Origin of the sequence: Tahibacter sp. (assembly GCF_032229445.1) — a bacterium.
In the GTDB taxonomy this organism is placed as follows: domain Bacteria; phylum Pseudomonadota; class Gammaproteobacteria; order Xanthomonadales; family Rhodanobacteraceae; genus Tahibacter.
The window spans coordinates 80,914-100,652 of sequence record NZ_JAVTWC010000007.1 but is presented as its reverse complement, the minus strand read 5'-3'; the positions used below and the strand labels follow the sequence as shown (position 1 = coordinate 100,652).

Genomic DNA, 19,739 nt, shown 5'->3' with positions numbered 1-19,739 from the left:
CCGCCCGACCGCCGGCAACGGAACGCGCGTTTGCTCGATACGCTGAAAAACTATCTGCGCGAGACCGTCAGGCCTCACGAACAGTCTGCCCTGTTCGTGGCGGCGGCTTATTTCTTCGTACTGCTTGCCGCCTATTACATCATCCGGCCGGTGCGCGAGCAGTTCTCCGCCGCCGTGGGCTCGACCCAGCTGTGGGTCTTCTATCTGGCGGTGTTCGTAACCACGCTCGTGCTGACGCCCGTGTTCGGCGCACTGACCTCGCGGCTACGGCGCGGCGTGTTCATCCCGGCGGTCTATGCGTTCTTCCTGCTCTGTGCGATCGGGTTCATTCCGCTGTTCAACCTGCAGCAGCAGATTGGCGCGAAAGTGCTGGGTACGATCTTCTTCGTCTGGGTCAGCGTGTTCAACCTGCTCGTCGTCGCGCTGTTCTGGAGCTTCATGTCGGACATCTTCGACCGCGTCCAGGCGCGGCGGCTGTTTCCACTGATCGGAATCGGCGGTGCGCTCGGTGCGATCGCCGGGCCGGCCATGACGAAGGCGCTCGTGTTCGTCGTCGGCGTGCAGGGACTGCTGGTCGTCTCGGCGCTGCTGCTCGGCCTGTGCATCGGCTGCGTCTACTGGCTGCTCGGCTGGGCGCGGCGACATCCCGTAGCGGGCGAGCCGGACCGCGACCAGCGTGTCATCGGCGGCAGCGTCATCGCCGGCGCGATAGAGACGATGCGTTCGCCGTTCCTGCGACGGGTCGCGCTGCTGATGCTGCTGGGCGACTGCGTAGGCACGTTCGTGTACGCCTTCCTGTCCGACTACAACGGTGCGATGTTCGCGACGCAGGAGGCCCGGATCGGCTTTTCCTCCAGCCTGGATCTCGCGACCAATGTCCTGCAGATACTTTTCCAGCTGTTCCTCACGCGCGAAATCCTGACCCGGCTCGGCCCAACCGCGGCGCTGGTCCTCGACGGCGTGGTCAAGGCGGTGATGCTGCTCGGCTTCGCGCTGCTCGGCGGCGGCTGGATCATCGCCGTCGCGATCGTCACGCGGGCCAGCGCCTATGGCATCTTCAAGCCGGCGGCGGACTCGCTGTACACCGAGGTCGATGCGGAGACGCGCTACAAGGCCAAGAATTTCATCGACACGGCAGTCTGGCGTTTCGGCGACCTCGCCGTGACCAGCGGCATCAACCTGCTGCGCGGCCTCAGCGTGGCTACGTCCGGACTGGCGCTGATCACGGTGGCGGCCGGCATCGCGTCGGCCTGGGTCGGATCGCGCATGCGCCCGCCGGCGGCGCCCACGGCGAACGGATAGCACCGGTACCGTCGCAAGCCCAGGCGCCAGTTCGTACCACGTCGGTGCGCGCACTGTGCCGAACCCCGTAGACTCGGCGCCGTCGTTGCAGCAGTCCCTTCGTCGCGATCATGGAGCCGGTCATGCGTCGAGTTCTTCGTCTGTTCGTGCTGCTGTCCCTTGCGGTCATTCCATTCGCTCACGCGCAGACGCCGGCTGCCGCGGCCGATCCGATTCCGGTCGTGCTGCGCGACTGGCGAGGTTGGGTGCTAAAGGATCTCGAATACCGCGCCTGCCCGCTGATCGCGGGCGCTGCGGCCGACGGTCCTGACGATTTCGTCTGCGCCTGGCCGGGCCGCCTGGCGCTGGATGCCGATGCGAACGGCGCTCGTTTCGCGCAGCCGTGGCGCGTCGATGCGCCAAGCTGGGTCAGTCTCCCCGGCGATGCCGAGGACTGGCCGCAGGACGTGACCGTGAATGGGCAGGCCGCACCGGTACTGAACCGCGGCGGTGAACCGCAGTTGCGCCTGGGTCCCGGCAGCTATCGCATCGAGGGACGCATCCCCTGGGTGCGCAGGCCGCAGCAATTGCGCGTGCCGCCGAGCGTCGCCCTGGTCGACCTGCGCGTCGACGGTAAGGGCGTGCTGCCGCTGGAGCGCAGCGGCGAGCAGCTGACGCTCGGCCGCGGCGAAGCGGTCGAGCCGGAAGCCGATGCGATCGTGATCGAGGCCTTCCGCAAGCTGACCGACGACGTGCCGGCGCGACTCGAAACACGCCTGCGGCTGCATGTCTCCGGCCAGGCGCGCGAGGAAAGCGTCGGTCCGGTACTGCCGCAGGGCTTCGTGCCGCTGGCGCTGAGCGGCGGCCTGACCGCACGCCTCGGCAACGACGGGCGTCTGCACATTCAGGTGCAGCCGGGCGACTGGGATCTGCAACTGCAGGCGCGCGCGACGGCGCCGCTGGCCAAGGTCGCCGCGCCGGCGATCGATGCACCCTGGCCCGAACAGGAAATCTGGAGTTTCGAAGCGCAGAGCTGGCTGCGCGTCAGCGGCGCGAGCGGCGAGCAGCCGATCGATCCGGCCCAGGCCGGCGTGCCCGAGGACTGGCGTGGACTGCCGGCCTTCGCGCTCTCGCCCGAGGGCGTGCTGAGCATCGACGAGCGGTCGCGCGGCCTGTCCGGCGAAGATGCGAACCGCCTGACGCTGCAGCGCGAGGTCTGGCTTCAGTTCGACGGCAGCGCCCTGTACGCGAAGGACCGCATCGGCGGCACCATGCACCGCGACTGGCGCCTGGATATGGCCGCGCCGTACGTGCTCGAGCGCGCCGACAGCCGCGGCGAAGGACTGCTCGTGACCAAGGCCGCGGACGGCGCGACTGGCGTGGAACTGCGCGAGGCCGTGGTCAATCTCGCCGCCGGCGTGCGCGTGGCGCGCGACGGTGCGCTGCCGATCGCGGGCTGGCGTCAATCCTTCGACAGCATCGCGTGGACCTTGCACCTGCCGTACAGCTACCGCCTGCTCGCCGCGCCCGGTGCCGACCGCGCCGACGGCAGCTGGGTATCGCGATGGACGCTGCTCGACGTGTTCCTCGTCGCGATCACGGCGCTGCTCGCGGCGCGGCTGCTCGGCTGGCTGACCGGCGCATTTGCGCTGGGCTATCTCGTGCTCGGCTACCACGAAGCGGGTTCGCCGCTGTGGACGCTGCTGATCGTGGTCGCGCTCGGCCTGATCCACAAGGCACTGCCGCTGGGCCGCTTGCGCAGCGGCGTGCGATTCACGGCGATGGCTGTTGGTCTGCTGCTCGCGCTGCTGTCGCTGCCATTCGTGGCGGCACAGGTGCGCTATGCGCTGTATCCGCAGCTGGAGACCGGGTATGGCAGCGCCTGGGACGTTTCCAGCAATGTCGCTTTTTCGCCGCCGTCCGGGATGAGCCGCGAGGAAGCCGCAGCGGTGCAGGCAGAGCCGATGCAGCAGCCCGTACCCGCGGCGCCGCCGCCGCCCGCGGCGGAAATGCAGCGCAACGATTACGCCGTGCTCGGCGGCGCGCAGTCCAACAAGGGTCTCGCCGACTACGCGACACGCAGCAAGTCGCGCGCACGCCAGGACCAGAACAACGCGGTGCAGCGCTACGCGCAGAACACCGTGATTCAGGCCGGCCGCGGCGAGCCGTCGTGGAGCTACGGTCGTGTCTATCAGCTGTGGTGGAGTGGTCCGGTGCTCGCCGACCAGGACGTGCGCCTGTTGATTTCGCCGCCGTGGCTGACCCGCCTGCTGCGCGTGCTGATGCTTGGCCTGCTTGTGGGGATGCTGGCCGCCCTGGCGCGGCGACTCTACGCCGCACATCGCGACGACACGAATGCCCGCGCCGCACCAATGGCGGCCGGCGTGGCTGGCTGGTTGCTGGCGCTCGCGCTCGCCGCACCCGTTGCGCCGCTGCGTGCGCAGGAAACCCCGTCCAGTGCGCGCGCCGGCTTGCCCGATGCGGCACTGCTGGCGGAGTTGCGCCAGCGTCTCGTCGAAGCGCCGGCCTGCGCGCCGGATTGCGCACGGCTCGCGCGTACCGAGCTGACGGTTGCGGGCGATACGCTGCAGGCGGCGCTGGACGTGCATGCGGGCGAGCGCGTCGCGGTGCCGCTGCCGGTCGTCGACGGCAGCGTCGTGCTGGACGAAGTGCGCGTGGACGGCGTCGTCGCCGAAACCGTCGTGCGCCACGACGAGCAGGACTGGCTCGCCGTGCCGCGCGGCGTGCACCGCATCGCGCTGAACTACCGCATCGTCGACTCCGATCACGTGGCGCTGAAGTTCGTGCTCGCGCCGGCCGAGATGCGCCTGAGCCTCAACGGCTGGCAGGCGGTCGGTGTCAGCGACAACCGCCTGCTCGGCGACACCGTGACGCTGTCGCGCGAACGCACGGCCGCTTCGGCGCCGGCGCGCGGCGGTGCGCAGCAGTTTCCTCCTTACGTGCAGGTCGAACGTAGCCTGGCCTTTGACCTGGAATGGCGCGTGCTGACCACGGTGCGGCGGCTTGCGCCAGCCGAAGGCGGCTTCTCGGTGCGCGTGCCACTGCTCGATGGCGAGCAGGTCATGAGCTCGGACACGAAGATCGAAAGCGGTCAGGTGCTCGTGTCCTTCGGCGCCGACGAGAACGAAGTCAGCTGGGACAGCACGCTCGCGCGGCGCGAGGCAGTGGAACTCGTTGCGCCGGCGCTGGACCAGCGTGCCGAAGTCTGGAGCGTCGTGCTGAGCCCGACCTGGCATGCGGATTTCAGCGGCGTGCCCGAAGCGCGCCAGCGTCCGCAGGAGCAGCAGTGGGTGCACGAGTTCCATCCGCTGCCCGAGGAGAAACTTCGCATCGCGCTGTCGCGGCCCGAAGCCGTGGCGGGCAAGAGCATCGCGATCGACGACGTGCAGGTGACCACGGCGGCGAGCAAGCGCGCGCTCGATACGACGCTCGACATTTCGCTGCGCAGCACCCAGGGCGGCGAGCACACCATCATCTTGCCGGCGGGCGCCGAAGTGCTGTCGGTCGAGCAGAACGGCGTGTCGATCAACCTGCGCCCGCGCGACAACAAGCTCAGCCTGCCAGTCACGCCGGGCAGCAAGCGTTACAAGGTGACCGTGCGACAGGCGCAGGAACTCGGTTTCAGCGCGAGGACGCCGGCCTTCGATCTCGGGCTGCCGTCGGCCAATCTGCAGATCAATCTCAATCTTCCGGCGAACCGCTGGGTGCTGTTCACGCATGGCCCCGCGGTCGGCCCGGCGGTGCTGTACTGGGGCGAGCTGATCGTGATGATCCTGCTGGCCTGGGCGCTGAGCCGGCTGCGCAGGACGCCGCTGAAGCTGTGGCAATGGTTGCTGCTCGGGTTCGGCTTCTCCACCGCGTCGTGGTTCGCCCTGCTCGTCGTCGTGGCCTGGCTGTTTGCACTCGACTGGCGCGAGCGCTGGAGCACGACATCGACCGTGTGGTTCAACCTCGTGCAGGTAGGTCTCGCGCTGCTCAGTGTGCCGGTGATGCTATGCCTCATCGGCGCGGTCTATGCGGGCCTGCTCGGCGATCCGGACATGAGCGTGACCGGCAACTGGTCGAGCGCGCGCAACCTGCGCTGGTTCGCCGACCAGAGCCCCGCGCTGCTGCCGCAGGCCGGCGCGCTGACCTTGCCGATCTGGCTGCACAAGGTGGCCATGCTGGCCTGGGCACTGTGGCTCGCATCGGCCCTGGTCGGCTGGCTGCGCTGGGCGTTCGCGGCCTGGACGCGCGGCGGCTACTGGCGCCGTGACGCACGCGTACGGGTCAAGCTGCCCGATCCGCCGCCGCCGCCCGCCGCATGACCGACTGGGTTCGGGGCGGCCAGACGGGTCTCGCACTGCCGTGGTGATACGCGTGCGCGAGACCCTTGCCGCCGCCGCCCAGGCGCTGGCCGGCGACGAGGCGAGGCTCGAGGCGGAAGTGCTGCTGCTGCATGTGCTCGGCCAGCCGCGAGCCTGGCTCTACGCCCATGCGGACGATGAATTGCCGTTGGCGCTGCACGAGGCGTTCGCACCCCCCGGGCCGCGCCCCCGGGTGGGTGCGGGGCGCCGCCCCCCCCCCGCCGGCCGCGCCCCCCCCCCGGGGGGCCGCCCCCCCCGGGGGGGGCGCCGCCCCGGCGCCCCCCCCCCCCCCCCCCCCCCCCCCGCCGTGTCGGCGAGCCCGTGGCCTATCTGACCGGCACGCGCGAGTTCTGGTCGCTGGCCCTGCGCGTGACCGGCGCGACCCTGATCCCGCGCGCCGACACCGAGCGCCTGGTCGAACTCGCGCTGGAGCGGCTGCCGCCCGCCACGCCGTTGCGCGTGGCCGATCTCGGCACCGGCAGCGGCGCCATCGCCCTCGCGATCGCGTCGGAACGGCCGCAGGCCCGGGTGGTCGCCACGGATGCCAGTGCCGCGGCGCTGGACGTCGCGCGACAGAATGCAGAAATAAACAAAATACTTAATGTTGAATTCGCCGAGGGTAGCTGGCTCACGGCCGTGGCGCAGCAGCGCTTCGACCTGATCGTGTCCAATCCGCCGTACATCGCGGCTGACGATGCGCACCTGCAGCAGGGCGACCTGCGCTTCGAGCCGCATTCCGCGCTGGCCGCCGGTGCCGATGGCCTCGACGATATCCGCCGCATCGTCGCCGCGGCCGGCCCCCATCTGCACGACGGTGCCTGGCTGCTGCTCGAGCACGGATTCGATCAGGGTGGTGCGGTACGCGCGCTGCTCGAGGGGGCGGGCTTTGCGAACGTCGCCACCTGGCAGGATCTGGGCGGCCTCGACCGGGTCAGCGGCGGGCGTTGGAACGCCTGAAGTGTGATGCAGTTGGCGATTCCTGTGTCGATTGCTTCAACTGCCAACTGGATCACGCCTCACGGACAAGGCGCTTGGGAATCCGGAACATACGCTCCAGGCCACATGGCTGGTGTGGCCCCCGCCGCGGAGCGATTTCTGGCTCCAGTGCACAGCGACTGTCGTGAGGCAGCCGTGGCGGGACCCTCGGCAGGCCGACCTCGGTCGCCGCCAACGGAACGTGCTCAACCGCCCCCGCCTCGCGCGGGGGTTTTTTTCGTACCGCTTTTGTTCGCGGGGCTGCGCTGTCCGTCCGAAGTCCAGCGCCTGGACGAATCACTCCTTCGCGCCGGTCCGGCGGGAGACGCGAAGCGCCTCGCCGGGGAAATGCTCAGCCGGCGCTGCGCAGCGGTGCCGGCTGTACCGGCAGCAGCGCGGCGAATCGCTGGCGTATCGCACGGCGGATGCCGTCGGTATCGATGCCGCTCTGGGCGAGCAGGTCGTCGCGGCTGGCGTGATCGAGGAAGGTATCCGGTAGCCCCAGGTGCAGCAGCGGCTTGACCAGCCCTTCGGCGGCGAAGAACTCTGCCACGGCCGAGCCGGCGCCGCCTTGAACGGCGTTGTCCTCGACGGTGACGAAAGCGTCGTGGGTGCGTGCGAGCTGGCGCAGCAGGTCCTGGTCCAGCGGCTTGACGAAACGCATGTTGACCAGGGTCGCGTCGATCTCGCGGGCGACGGTTTCGGCTGCGGCGAGGGTGCTGCCGAATGCGAGCACTGCCAGGCCGTGGCCTTCGCGTCGCAACTCGGCCTTGCCGATCGGCAGTGCGGTGAGTTCGGGATCGAGCGCGCGGCCGGGACCGGTGCCGCGCGGGTAGCGCACAGCGGCGGGACCCGCATGACGGAAGCCGGTCGTCAGCATCTGGCGGCACTCGTTTTCGTCGGCCGGCGCCATCACGACCATGTTCGGAATGCAGCGCAGAAAGGACAGGTCGAAACTGCCCGCATGCGTCGCGCCGTCGGGACCGACAACGCCGGCGCGGTCGATCGCAAAGGTCACGTCGAGATTCTGTATCGCGACATCGTGGATCAACTGGTCATAGGCGCGCTGCAGGAAGGTCGAATAGATCGCAACGACGGGCTTGGCGCCTTCGCAGGCCATGCCTGCGGCCAGCGTGACCGCATGCTGTTCCGCGATCGCGACGTCGAAATAGCGTTGCGGATATTCCTGCGAGAAACGCACGAGGCCCGAACCTTCGCGCATCGCCGGCGTGATGCCGTAGAGGCGATCGTCGGCGGCTGCCATGTCGCAGAGCCAGTCGCTGAAAACGTCGGTATAGGTCGGCTTGCCGGGCGCTTTCTTGACCAGTCCCTTGACCGGGTCGAATGGGCCCACGGCGTGGTATTCGATCTGCTCCGACTCGGCCGGTGCGTAGCCCTTGCCCTTGGTCGTGACGACGTGCAGTAGCTGCGGGCCCTTGAGTTCCTTGACCGTACGCAGCGCGTGCAGCAGGGCCGGCAGATCGTGTCCGTCGATCGGGCCGGTGTAATGGAAGCCCAGTTCCTCGAACAGCGTCGATGGCACGAACATGCCCTTGGCATGTTCTTCCCAGCGGCGGAAGAAGCGCCAGATGAACGAGCCGCGCGGCATCGCCGCCTTGGCCCGGTCGCGCAGCTGGTTCAGGCGTCGGCTCGACAGCAGCCGGGCGAGCATCTTGCTCATCGCGCCGACGTTTTCGCTGATCGACATGCCGTTGTCGTTGAGCACCACGAGCATGTCAGGCTCGACATCGCCGCCGTGGTTCAGCGCCTCGAAGGCCATGCCCGCGGTGGCCGCGCCATCGCCGATCACAGCGACCACCTTGCGCGCCTCACCTTTGCGCTGCGCCGCGACGGCCATGCCCAGCGCGGCGGAGATCGAGGTGGAGGAGTGGCCGACGCCGAAGGTGTCGTACTCGCTTTCCTCACGCCGCGGAAACGGCGCGAGGCCGTCTTTCTTCTTGACTGTCGTGATCCGGTCACGACGGCCAGTCAGGATCTTGTGCGGATAGCATTGATGACCGACGTCCCAGACCAGCCGGTCATGCGGTGTATCGAACAGATAGTGCAGCGCGACGGTAAGCTCGATGACGCCAAGGCCGGCGCCGAAATGACCGCCCGAACTCGCCACGGATTCGACGAGATAGGCCCGCAGCTCCTGCGACACGGCGGGCAGATCCGCATCGCCGAGCTGGCGCAATGCGGCGGGAGTGTCGAGCTTGGCGAGGAGCGGGTAGCGCTCAGAATCGATCATTTGCAGGCAAATCCGGACGGCAGGCCGCTATTTTCGGCGAGGGTTGTTGCCGGGGCAAGGAAACAAACTTGCAAAACAAGGGCAAACCCTGTGGCACGGTGCCGCAAGCGATAGCCGTGATCGCGTATTTCACGCGCCCGATACGGAGCGCGCCGCCACCGGCCGCGCACCGCGAACGCAAAAGATCAAGGAGTCAGCAAGCATCGGATAGCGCGACGCGCGGGAAAAAACTCAGCTCGCGCGACGGTGCTTGGGCAGGTGCCCAACCAGGAATTGCATCTGGTCGACCAGGATATTGCGGTTCGACAGGATCAGGTGCTCCACCCAGCTTGGCCGGTACGGCACTGCCATGAGCGGCATCCCGGCCTGCTGCGGCGTGCGGCTGCCCTTGCGGACATTGCAGTGCAGGCAGGCGCTGACCACGTTTTCCCACTCGTCCTGGCCGCGCTTGGACAGCGGTAGCACATGGTCGCGCGTCAGTTGGGTCTTGTGGAAATGCTGGCCGCAGTAGAGGCATAGATGCCGGTCGCGTGCGAACAGGGCGGTGTTGGTCAGCGCGGGTGCCGGTTCGTAGCTGCCGGGCCGGGCGTGGCCGCGGCTGGCGACGATGGGATGCAGTTCGATCTGGCTCTGCAGGCCCGAGTCGCGGTTCATGCCGCCATGGATGGTCAGGCAGGGGTCGCCGAGGGTCCAGGCGACCGCGCCGCGCACGTAGAGGCAAACGGCGTCCTGCCAGCTCATCCAGTCCAGGATGCGACCGGTCGAATCCAACGACAGCACGCGCGTCGAATGGATGTCATTCCGTGTACGGATAGCCCCGAGCATTCAGTCCTCCGTTTGCGCCTACCGCGAAACGGGCATTCCTGCCGTCGTAACTCCCTGATTGCGCGGGGAGCATAACGGAATTCACGGAGGATGGGGCACCGCACGCGCCGGCACGCGGTGCCCGGCACCGAATCGGGCTACTGCAGCGGAATCGTGGGCGGCACGGTGCCCGGCGATCCGTTTCCGACGTTGCGGTTGTCGCCGAAAGACTGGATCACGCCGCCGAGGAACGGTTGAAATCCGACGGCATTGTTGAGCGAGGCCGAGCGAGAAAGCGTGATCTGCGAGCCGGTGTTGAACGAGCTGAAGCCGGCTCCGCCGTTGTTGGTGGCCGTTGCATTGTCGGCAACCAGCGTAGCGCCGCTGCCGCCGTTCGCGCTGAAACCGGCGCCGCTATTGTTGGATGCCGTGGAATTGCTGACGGTGGCCTTGGCGCGCGCGTTGACCTGGAGCCCGACCGAGTTGCCGTTGAGGTCGACGTCGTTGACGGTCGCGGTGACGGCGCCGGTCGCGCCCGGAGTCAGGACGATGCCGCCGCCGGCAGCGGAGAACACGCGGCTTTCGTTCACGGCGAGTTTCAACGTCGTCGTCGCCGGTGCCGCGTCGATGCCTTTCTGCGTGACGCGGGCGATGTGGACGTCTTCGACCAGGACGCTGCCGGCCTGCAGTATTCGAATACCGTTGAGTCCCGTGTTCACGCCGTCGATGCTGACGTTGCGGATGACGACAGTGTCCGTGGTCGCTGCATTGATGATGATGCCGTTGGTACCGGCGGAGAGGATGGAGGCGTTGGTGCCGGTGCCGTCGATGGTGATCGACTTGGTGATGGTCACGGCGCCGTAACCGCCCGGATCGAGCGCGTTGATCACGCCCTGGGCTGCGGTCTTGGAGATCGCGCCGGCGAAGGTCTTGCAGGGCGCGGTACGGCTGCAGGGATTGGCATCATCGCCGACGCCGGATACCCAGGTGCGCGTGGCCTGCGCGTGGGCGCTGGCAGCGAACAGCGTGTACAGCAGTACGGCCGCGACGATATGGCGGATCAGAGAAATGGATTTCATGGAATTACCCCCGTGGATTTGCGTAATGGCTACACCGCGACGCGCGCGGACCGTTCCTACGCGTAAAGCGCACAAAGGACGCCAGAACTATTGCAAGCGGCCTGTAGCGAGCGGACCGGGCGCCTCCCGACCGGTTCCGGCGCCGATTGTATTCCTCGGCGTACGGTCAGGCGTGAGGGAATTGCGCAGTCTGGCGGCCTATTTGACCGGCTTGACCATGCGCAGGATTTCGACGCCGTAGCCCTTGCTCTCATAGAGGGAACGCGCGCGGGCATTGCCCTCGAACACGGCCAGGGTGACGTGGCGGCAGTGGTGGTCGTGGGCGAAGCGCTCGCTGTAGGCGAGCAGGGCGCTGCCCACACCCTTGCCTTCGTGATTCGGCGCGGTCGCCAGGTCCGAGATATGGCAGTTCTGCGCGCCGGTGAAGAAGTCGGTCATCAGTTGCAGGTGCAGGAAGCCGACCAGCGTGCCGTCGTCGTCCTCGGCCACGAACAGGTGCGAGCCGGCCGGCTGCTCACGCAGGTGGCGCGCGATGTCGCGGCGTATGCCCTCGGCCGTCTCGCCGCGGCGGCGCCAGCGCGGCAGTTCGAAATCCACGAAACGCTCGACCAGTCCCAGGATGAAGTCATCGTCGCCCGCATCGGCCAGACGAATGTGGATGCCCGATTCTTGGTCCATGGTCGCGGTGTCGTAGTGAGTGAAGGGCCGGGTTGATGTTGCCGCAGCATGGCCGCGACGATGGCAAAGTAGCTGAACGCCGGGGCTCTGCGCCAGCCCCGGCCGGTATTGCCTGCGCCAGCGTGCCTGCCCTCAGCCGAACAATGCGTCCGGCATGGCCATGAGGCTTTCCGCACCGGCGCGGATCGCCGCGATATGCCCACGCGTGCGCGGCAGCAGGCGCGAGTAGTAGAAGCGCGCGGTAAGGCGTTTGGCCTGCTTGAATTCCGCGTTGTGGCTGGTCGAGGCATCCGCCGCGGCAACACTGCGCGCCCAGAAATAGGCCAGCGCGATGTATCCGGCATAGAACAGGTAGTCGACCGCGGCCGAGCCCAGCTCCTCCGCGTCGCCCATGGCCTTCTTGCCGATTTCCTGGGTCAGCCCGATCCATTCCTGGGTGAGCTCGGCCAGCGGCTTGATGAATTCGATCAGTTCCGCATTGGCCTGCTGTGCATGGCAGAACGTGCTGATTTCCTCGACGAAATGACGCAGGCCGGCGCCTTGCAGCTGCATGATCTTGCGGCCGAGCAGGTCGAGTGCCTGGATCTGGGTCGTGCCTTCGTAGATCGTCGTGATGCGCGCGTCGCGCATGAACTGCTCCATGCCCCATTCGGCGATGTAGCCGTGGCCGCCGAAGATCTGCATCGCGCAGTAGGTGCTTTCCTGCGCAGTTTCGGTCAGCAGCGCCTTGACGATCGGCGTGACGAAGCCGAGCAGTTCGTCGGCGCGCTGGCGCTCGGCCGCGTCTTCCGTGCGCTCGATGATGTCGACCAGCGTCGCTGCGTAGTAGCCGAGCACGCGGCCACCTTCGGCAAACGCTTTCTGGGTCAGCAGCATGCGCCGGATATCGGGGTGCACGATCAGCGGATCGGCAGGCTTGTCCGCGCGCTTCGGCCCGCTCAGCGAGCGCATCTGCAGGCGGTCGCGCGCATAGGCCAGCGAGTTCTGGTAAGCGCGTTCGGTCAGCGCCAGGCCCTGGTAGCCGACCGCGATGCGCGCGGTGTTCATCATGGTGAACATCGCGTTCAGGCCCTTGTTGGCCTGGCCGATCAGATAACCCTCGGCGCCGTCGAAATTCATCACGCAGGTCGACGAGGCCTTGATGCCCATCTTGTGCTCGATGGAGCCGCAGGCCAGCGCGTTGCGCTCGCCGACCGTGCCGTCACGCGCCACCTTGAACTTCGGCACGATGAACAGCGAGATGCCCTTGGTTCCCGGCGGCGCGTCCGGCAGGCGGGCCAGCACCAGATGCACGATGTTGTCGGTGAAGTCGTGTTCGCCGGCGGTGATGAAGATCTTCGTCCCGCTGACCCGGAAGGTGCCGTCGGCGGCGGGCTCCGCCTTGGTCTTGAGCAGGCCCAGATCAGTGCCGCAGTGCGGTTCGGTCAGGCACATGGTGCCGGTCCAGTGGCCCGAGACGATGGGCTTGAGGAAGACCTCGCGCTGCCACTCCTCGCCATGATGCTTGAGCGCCTCGGAGGCGCCGTGCGATAGCAGGGGGTAGTTGCCCCAGGACAGGTTGGCCGAGTCGATCATTTCCTTCACGACGGCGCCTATCGCCTCGGGCATGTGCTGCCCGCCGTACTGTTCCGGCGCGTTCAGCGCGGCCCAGCCGCCGTCACAGAACTGCGCATAGGCTTCCTTGAAGCCTTTGGGCGTGGTCACGACACCGCCGGCGAAGTGGCAGCCTTCCTGGTCTCCGCTATGGTTCAACGGCGCCAGCACCTGCTCGGTGAAGCGTGCCGCCTCGTCGAGCACGGCGTCGCAGACGTCCCGCGTCGCCGCGTCGCCGCCCGGCAGGCGGGCGAACAGGGCTTCAGCCCCCAGCACGTCGAACAGGACAAAGCGCATATCGGTCAGCGGGGCGGCGTACTTGCTCATGATTCTGCCTTTGGTATCAACGGTAGGTATTGGGCCTGCCCGGTACCGGCGACAGCCGGCTGGACTGACTCAGGGGGAATTTCTTCGAGGGCTCGCTGGTCTGGACGCCGCCGCGCAGCAGATAGCCGACGCTGCCGCTGCGGGCCGCCTCGGCCAGGCGGTCAGCGGCGTCGCGGCTCGGTGCCAGGGTCGCTTCGAACACGTCGGCCGACTCGCCCGGGATTTCCAGGTTCGGCCGCAGGAACAGCGCGCCCGCATTGCTGCCCTCGATCTCCAGCCCAGCCTCGAAGGTGTCGAAGCGCATCGGAACGGTACTGAAGTTGTGGATGCGCAGCTCGATCAACCAGCGTCCGTCGGCCTGCACGGCCAACTGCTGGATGCTGATCGTCGGCGGATTGATGCGACGGACCGGCTTGCCGCCGCCACAGGCGGCGAGCAGGGAAAGGGCGGCGAGAACGAGCGCGATGCGGACCAGGAACGACGACTTCATGGGCAACCTCAAACGATTGTTTGAATGTTAGCGTGGGGCTGGTGGCTGGAGCAAAGGGTGCTGCCGCCAGGGGACGTAGTTTGGCCGATCTGGCCGGGCCATGGCGGTGAGGAATGCCCGCACGCGCCGCCTGGAGCACGCTGATGCCGGCCTCGAGCATTGAAACGTTGCCGCCCCCGGATCCTTGCGTGGCGTTGTCAAACGTCCGCTAACCCACGGTTACACGGGGAAATGTTCGTTTCGTGCGCCAATTCTCATTCTTCATGCGCATGCCATGACCGAGGCGGCGGGCAACCGTCCTGGGACATCTTGGCCCTCGCCGCCGATGTGCCAGCTAGATGCTACTCAAGGGGGGAATGAAGCGAACACATTCAGACAGCTATGGGCAGCTTCGTTGCTGCTGTTGAGTACACCCGTGCTGGCCCAGTAGTGGTGCAGTACCGGTGGGGCTGTGCAGTTGAGCGACGGCGCGGCCGGACCGGCGGGAACGTATCCTTCGACGATTTCCGTATCGAATGCGGCAGCCAGCATCACAGATCTGAGCATTTCCACAAACGGCCTGACCCATGCGTTTCCCGATGACGTGGACCTGCTGCTCGTCGGTCCGGGTGGGCAGAAGATGATCATCCAGAGCGACGCGGGCGGCAGTACCGTTGCCTTGGGTATGAGCTACGTCCTCAGCGATGCAGGCGCCGGCGGTTTGCCGGACTCCGCGGAAATCGTCGCGGGCACCTACAGGCCCACGAGTCATGGTGGCGCGGTCGATACCTTTGCGGCGCCGGCGCCGGCCGGCCCGTACAGCGAACCCGCACCGATCGGCTCAGCGACATTCGCGTCGGTCTTCAACGGCACGAATCCCAACGGCACCTGGTCGCTGTACGTCATGGACGACGCCAACGTCGACGGTGGCCAGGTCCGCAACTGGTGCGTGCGCCTGGGCGCGCCGCTGAAAATCAGCGAATTCCGCGTGCGCGGTCCGAACGGCGCCAACGACGAGTACATCGAGATCCACAACGACAGCCCGACGCCAACGCTGGTGTCCAGTCCGACCTCGGCCGGCTTCGCGATCGCAGCCAGCAACGGTGTCGCGCGCTGCGTGATCACGAACGGAACCTTGATCCCGGCCAACGGCCATTTTCTCTGCGTGAATTCGGCCGGCTATTCGCTGGGGTCCTATCCTGCCGGCGCGGGCACCATAGCTTCGGGCAATGCGACCTATACCGCCGACATACCCGACAACGCAGGTATCGCAATCTTCAACACCTCGCTTCCCGCGTCGTTCTCGCTGACCACCCGCATCGATGCGGTCGGATCGACGAGCGAAGCCAACACCCTGTACAAGGAAGGCACCGGCTGTCCCGCGCTGACGCCCTTCTCCATCGACTACGCGTTTCATCGGGACCAGTGCGGCAAGAACGGCAGCATCACCCATTTCGCTGCCTGTCCCGACCAGGGCTTCGCGCGGGACCGCAACAACAACGCGCTGGACTTCGTGTTCGTCGACACCAACGGCACCAGCGCAGGCGCCGGCCAGCGGCTCGGTGCGCCGGGGCCGCAGAACCTCAGCGCCTCGGTCAGCGGCACCGCGAAGATCGTCAACGCGACGCTTGACAGCTGTGTGCAGGCAAGGGCTTTGCCGAACCTGTTCCGCGATTCCACCTCGACGCCGGCCCTCAACTCCACGTTTGGTCAGCTGAACATCCGTCGCACCATTACCAACAACACGACGGTGCCGCTGACGCGTCTGCGCTATCGCGTCGATGACATCAGCACGTTCCCCGCGCCCACCGGCGTCGCCGACCTGCGCCCGATCACCTCGCCCAACCTCAGTGTGACAGTGGACCGCCCGCCCGGTGGCAGCGGCACGAGCAGCACTACCGTGTTCGGCGCCACGCTCGAGCAGCCGCCTTCCCAGCCCAATGGAGGCGGTTTCAACTCGTCGTTCAACATCCCGCTCGCGGCCGACCTCGCGCCGGGCGCGTCCATCGACGTGAACTTCCGCTTCGGCCTGCAGCAGACCGGCGAATACAAGGTCGACCTCGTCCCCGAAGGCCTGCCCGTCGGCGGCGGCTACATGAACACCTTGCACCTTTCGGGCTGCACCGATGCGACGTGTACCGAACTGATTTTCCGCGCCGACACAGAGCTGTGAGGTAAGTCGTTCCGGTAGTGCATCGCAGCGGCGGGAGGCGCTGCGCTGTTGAACTTGCTGCCGCTTCGCCCCGAAGACGAACAGGAATGGGAATTCCGCCCGGGCGATCCTGCGCGCATCGAGGAAATTCTGGATCTGCTCACGCCGCGCCGCGTCGGCAGCTCGCGACGCGCTGGCGATCGAGATCGACTTCCGCATCAGCGGCGGCCGCGTCGTGCGCACAATCGAACGGTTGTGCGAACGGCAAACGTGATACTCGTGGTCCGGCGTTGCCGAGATCGGGCAACGCCGCCAGTTGCGTTTCTCCCTGCCGCACTGGCGCAGCACACTGCCGATGTCTCGCACGAGAGCCTTTGCCGCGCTCGTGAGTCGACGCGCGGTATCAGATAGCGATACCGGATCAGACAACGGCGATAGACCGCCGCACAAAGATTTGTGTGCGCGCCGCGTGTTACAGCAGTCTCAGTCGCACTTCGTTGCAATCGCGGGGACTGCCGGCATGAGTAGGGACCAGGTGTCGCGAATCACGGCGGAAAAAACCGATGTGGCGCGGGTTCCCCTATCGCTGCCGACCCGACCACGTTCACAACGATGCGTCCACGTGCCTGCATGCACGCCGTCGTTCTACTGCAAGCGCTGATCAGACTCGCGCATCTGTGCCGTCCTCGAGCCCACCCCTTGTATTCGCATGCCACCGCTACTCGCAGAGCGTGAGACGCCGCGGATGGAGACTTCTGCCGTGCGCTTCTGCGACCTGCCGCGCGGCAAGGCCGCCCATCGCGCACGAACCAGCGAGAAGAAACCGCACCTCGAAACACGCTTCACCATTCTCCCCAGCTTCTCTTACCCGAGACCAGAAAAGGCTTCGTTCATGAAGGAAATCGACCCGTTGTTTCCGCCTCGTCGCCGCGGACAAGATGCCGCCCTCCGCCAGCCACCACCCGTTCGTCCGCCGATGGCGCGCACAGGTCTGCCACGACTCTGATCGACTCGAGCGTTGCATTCCGGTTCCGCACCCTTTCCCAACAACACACGAGATGACAACAGCCATGCTCGATTCCTTCCGCTATACACGCACGCTACTGCTTCCGGTCTTTTCGGTGATGATCCCGCTGCTGTCCGTCGCTCCGATCGCGGGCGCGGTGGAGCCGACCGGATCGATGTCCGTACCCCGTTCCGACCATGCTGCGGCGAAACTCCCCGACGGCCGCGTGCTCGTCGCGGGCGGTTACTCGACCGGCGGGCCCAGTACCACGAGCGTTGAAATCTACGATCCGGCCACGGGCGCCTTCGCTCCGGCGTCGGCGCTCGTGGTCTCACGCAGTCCGGCAAGCGTCGCGACACTCGCCGACGGTCGCATCCTCGTCGTCGGCGGTGTGCGACAGACCGGATCGGGCGGCGAGTTTCTGCGCAGCGCCGAAATCTATGATCCGGCCAGCGCGAGCTGGAGCATGACGGCGGGTTCGCTGACCGGCAGCGAGTCATCGGCCCATCTGATCACCATCACCTTGCCCGACGGCAACGTGCTCGTCGTGAGCTCCTCGTATTCGCAGGTGTTCAATCCGGCCTCCGGCATGTTCAGCCAGGCCATCGCCCTGAACACGTCGCGCGGGGCAGCGGCAGCGGCATTGCTGCCGAACGGCCGGGTGCTGCTGGCCGGCGGCCAGAACGGCAATACGAGTCTCGCGACCGCGGATATCTGGGATCCGGCCACGAACACCTGGAGCGCCACGGGCTCGATGGCGACGGCGCGCACGTCGGCTACGGCGACGCCTCTGGCCGACGGTCGCATCCTCATCGTCGGCGGATACAACGAAAACCCCGGCAGGCTGGGCAGCGCCGAAGTGTTTGATCCCGCGACGCAGACCTTCTCGACGACGGGCGCCCTCGCGACGCCGCGTTCGGGTCATAGCGCCGTGGCATTGGCCGACGGCAGCGTGCTCGTCGGCGGCGGCTACGCGAATTCCTCGGTCACCAGCAGCCTGGAACGCTATGACGTCGCTTCCGGCACCTGGTCGGGCGTGGGCTCGCTGGCCGCCGCGCGTACGCGCTTTTTCACGGCGACATTGTTGAACAATGGAAATGTCATTTTCGCCGGTGGTTCGGGGCCGCTCTCGACGGCCGAGCTCTACGGTCCCAACACGGGCAATCTGCCGCCAGTCGCGAACTTCTCGCTCGCCACGTCGAACCTGACGGCGTCCTTCACCGACGCGTCCAGCGATGCCGATGGCACGATCGCATCGCGCCTCTGGAACTTCGGCGACGGGACGACGTCGACGGCGGTGAATCCGTCGAAGACGTATGCGGTCAGCGGCACGTACAGCGTCATGCTGACCGTCACGGACAACGCCGGCACGGCAAACTCCGTCTCGAAGGCCGTCACTGTCGCTGCACCGAACACCGCGCCGACCGCGAACTTCAGCTCCATGACGAACGGACTCACGGCCACCTTCACCGACAGCTCCAGCGACAGCGACGGCAGCATCGTTGCGCGTGCATGGAGCTTCGGCGACGGCACCTCGTCGACCGCGACGAATCCGAGCAAGACCTACGCCGTGGCCGGTACGTACACCGTGTCGCTGACCGTCACGGACAACGCGGGCGCGACGCACACGAAGACGTCGTCGGTTACGGTCATATCGAACCCCTGCAGCGGTACGGCGCTGTGCAACGGTATTGCAGCGACCAATCTGTCGGCGGCTGCGGGCGGAACGACTGCGACATACACGCTCGCCGTTCCCGCCGGTGCGAGCACCCTCAAGTTCGTCACGTCGGGCGGCACGGGTGACGCGGACCTTTACGTCAAGTTCGGCTCGGCGCCGACGACGTCGAGCTATGACTGCCGTCCCTACATTGGCGGCAATGCAGAAACGTGCAACATTGCGACCGCGCAAGCCGGCACCTACTACGTCGTGCTGCGTGCGTACTCGGCGTTCTCGGGCGTCTCGCTGACCGGTAGCTTCCTGACGGGCGGTGGATCGAACATCGTGCCCACCGCCAACTTCTCGTTCACGACCAACGGATTGACGGCGTCATTCACTGACACCTCGACCGATGTCGACGGCACGATCGCAACGCGCTCCTGGAACTTCGGCGACGGCACGACCTCGACGGCCACAAACCCGAGCAAGACCTTCGCAACGCCGGGCACGTATACCGTGTCGCTGACCGTGACCGACAATGGCGGTGCGATCCAGACGAAATCGTCGTCGGTGGAAGTGTTCTCGGGCGGCTGCGGCGGCGCGATCCTGTGCAACGGCATTGCCGTAACCGGACTTTCGGCAGGCACGGGCCTGCAGACGCAGACCTACAGGCTCGTCGTTCCTGCCGGCGCGACGAACCTCAGGTTCGTCACTGCCGGCGGCACGGGCGACGCCGACCTGTTCGTCAAGTTCGGCTCCGCGCCAACGACGTCGAGCTACGACTGCCGTCCTTACATCGGCGGCAACGCGGAGACCTGCACCATCTCGAACGTCCAGGCAGGTACGTACTTCGTGATGCTGCGCGCGTTCTCGACGTTCTCCGGCGTTTCGTTGACGGGCAGCTACACCGCTCCGTAAGGTCCTCGCGCAGCGATCGACGGCGCCCGCTGGACGGCGCCGTCGAAAACCGACAGCGGGGCCGGGTTCATCTACCTTCGCCGGTAGATGAGCCGGGCTCCGTTGTCACTTTGAGGAACCGACGATGCAGAGAGTGGTTGTTTCCGGCGCAAGCGGCGGGAGAAAACCGCGGGCGCCATAGC

Annotated in this window: 12 protein-coding genes and 1 pseudogene; 7 read left to right on the top strand and 6 right to left on the bottom strand. The window is 66.8% G+C overall.

All coding sequences use genetic code 11. The features are described 5' to 3' along the window. Positions 1–30: 30 nt before the first annotated feature. The 4 genes and pseudogenes from RUU78_RS02155 to prmC form a co-directional block, all read left to right on the top strand. Complete coding sequence (locus RUU78_RS02155) at positions 31–1,302, top strand: MFS transporter (RefSeq protein ID WP_313913206.1); 1,272 nt, start codon at positions 31–33, stop codon at positions 1,300–1,302. A gap of 122 nt (positions 1,303–1,424) precedes the next feature. Further along, on the top strand, positions 1,425–5,609 hold the full coding sequence (locus RUU78_RS02150; protein ID WP_313913203.1) for a hypothetical protein: 4,185 nt from the start codon (positions 1,425–1,427) through the stop codon (positions 5,607–5,609). Next, on the top strand, positions 5,554–5,982 hold the full coding sequence (locus RUU78_RS02145) for a hypothetical protein (protein ID WP_313913202.1): 429 nt from the start codon (positions 5,554–5,556) through the stop codon (positions 5,980–5,982). The genes RUU78_RS02150 and RUU78_RS02145 overlap by 56 nt, the downstream gene beginning before the upstream one ends. Further along, a pseudogene (prmC, locus tag RUU78_RS02140) lies at positions 5,961–6,605 on the top strand (peptide chain release factor N(5)-glutamine methyltransferase); the annotation flags it as partial. The gene RUU78_RS02145 and the pseudogene prmC, both read left to right, overlap by 22 nt. A 370-nt stretch (positions 6,606–6,975) precedes the next feature. Here prmC and dxs read toward each other — a convergent pair. The 6 genes from dxs to RUU78_RS02110 form a co-directional block, all read right to left on the bottom strand. Further along, positions 6,976–8,874, bottom strand: a complete 1,899-nt coding sequence (dxs, locus tag RUU78_RS02135; RefSeq protein ID WP_313913199.1) for a 1-deoxy-D-xylulose-5-phosphate synthase — start codon at positions 8,872–8,874, stop codon at positions 6,976–6,978. A 231-nt stretch (positions 8,875–9,105) separates the two neighbouring features. Next, entirely contained in the window at positions 9,106–9,699 is a 594-nt protein-coding gene (locus tag RUU78_RS02130) for an HNH endonuclease (protein WP_313913197.1), read from the bottom strand. 137 nt (positions 9,700–9,836) lie between these two features. Next, the gene (locus tag RUU78_RS02125) at positions 9,837–10,757 is read right to left on the bottom strand and encodes a right-handed parallel beta-helix repeat-containing protein (protein ID WP_313913195.1); all 921 of its coding nucleotides are present in this window, start codon (positions 10,755–10,757) and stop codon (positions 9,837–9,839) included. A 198-nt stretch (positions 10,758–10,955) separates the two neighbouring features. Beyond that, on the bottom strand, positions 10,956–11,435 hold the full coding sequence (locus RUU78_RS02120) for a GNAT family N-acetyltransferase (protein WP_313913193.1): 480 nt from the start codon (positions 11,433–11,435) through the stop codon (positions 10,956–10,958). Between the two features lie 132 nt (positions 11,436–11,567). Beyond that, complete coding sequence (locus RUU78_RS02115; protein ID WP_313913191.1) at positions 11,568–13,355, bottom strand: acyl-CoA dehydrogenase C-terminal domain-containing protein; 1,788 nt, start codon at positions 13,353–13,355, stop codon at positions 11,568–11,570. 16 nt (positions 13,356–13,371) lie between these two features. Next, the gene (locus RUU78_RS02110; protein ID WP_313913189.1) at positions 13,372–13,845 is read right to left on the bottom strand and encodes a hypothetical protein; all 474 of its coding nucleotides are present in this window, start codon (positions 13,843–13,845) and stop codon (positions 13,372–13,374) included. Between the two features lie 457 nt (positions 13,846–14,302). On the opposite strand from RUU78_RS02110, the gene RUU78_RS02105 reads away from it, so the two are divergent. From RUU78_RS02105 to RUU78_RS02095, 3 genes are all read left to right on the top strand, one after another. Continuing rightward, positions 14,303–15,997 carry a hypothetical protein gene (locus RUU78_RS02105; RefSeq protein ID WP_313913187.1) on the top strand — a complete coding sequence of 565 codons (1,695 nt, stop codon included), beginning with the start codon at positions 14,303–14,305 and terminating at the stop codon, positions 15,995–15,997. Positions 15,998–16,721: 724 nt separating this feature from the next. Next, positions 16,722–16,982, top strand: coding sequence for a hypothetical protein (locus tag RUU78_RS02100; RefSeq protein WP_313913185.1), 261 nt, complete (start codon positions 16,722–16,724; stop codon positions 16,980–16,982). Between the two features lie 64 nt (positions 16,983–17,046). Further along, positions 17,047–19,557, top strand: a complete 2,511-nt coding sequence (locus tag RUU78_RS02095) for a PKD domain-containing protein (RefSeq protein ID WP_313913183.1) — start codon at positions 17,047–17,049, stop codon at positions 19,555–19,557. Positions 19,558–19,739 lie beyond the last annotated feature (182 nt).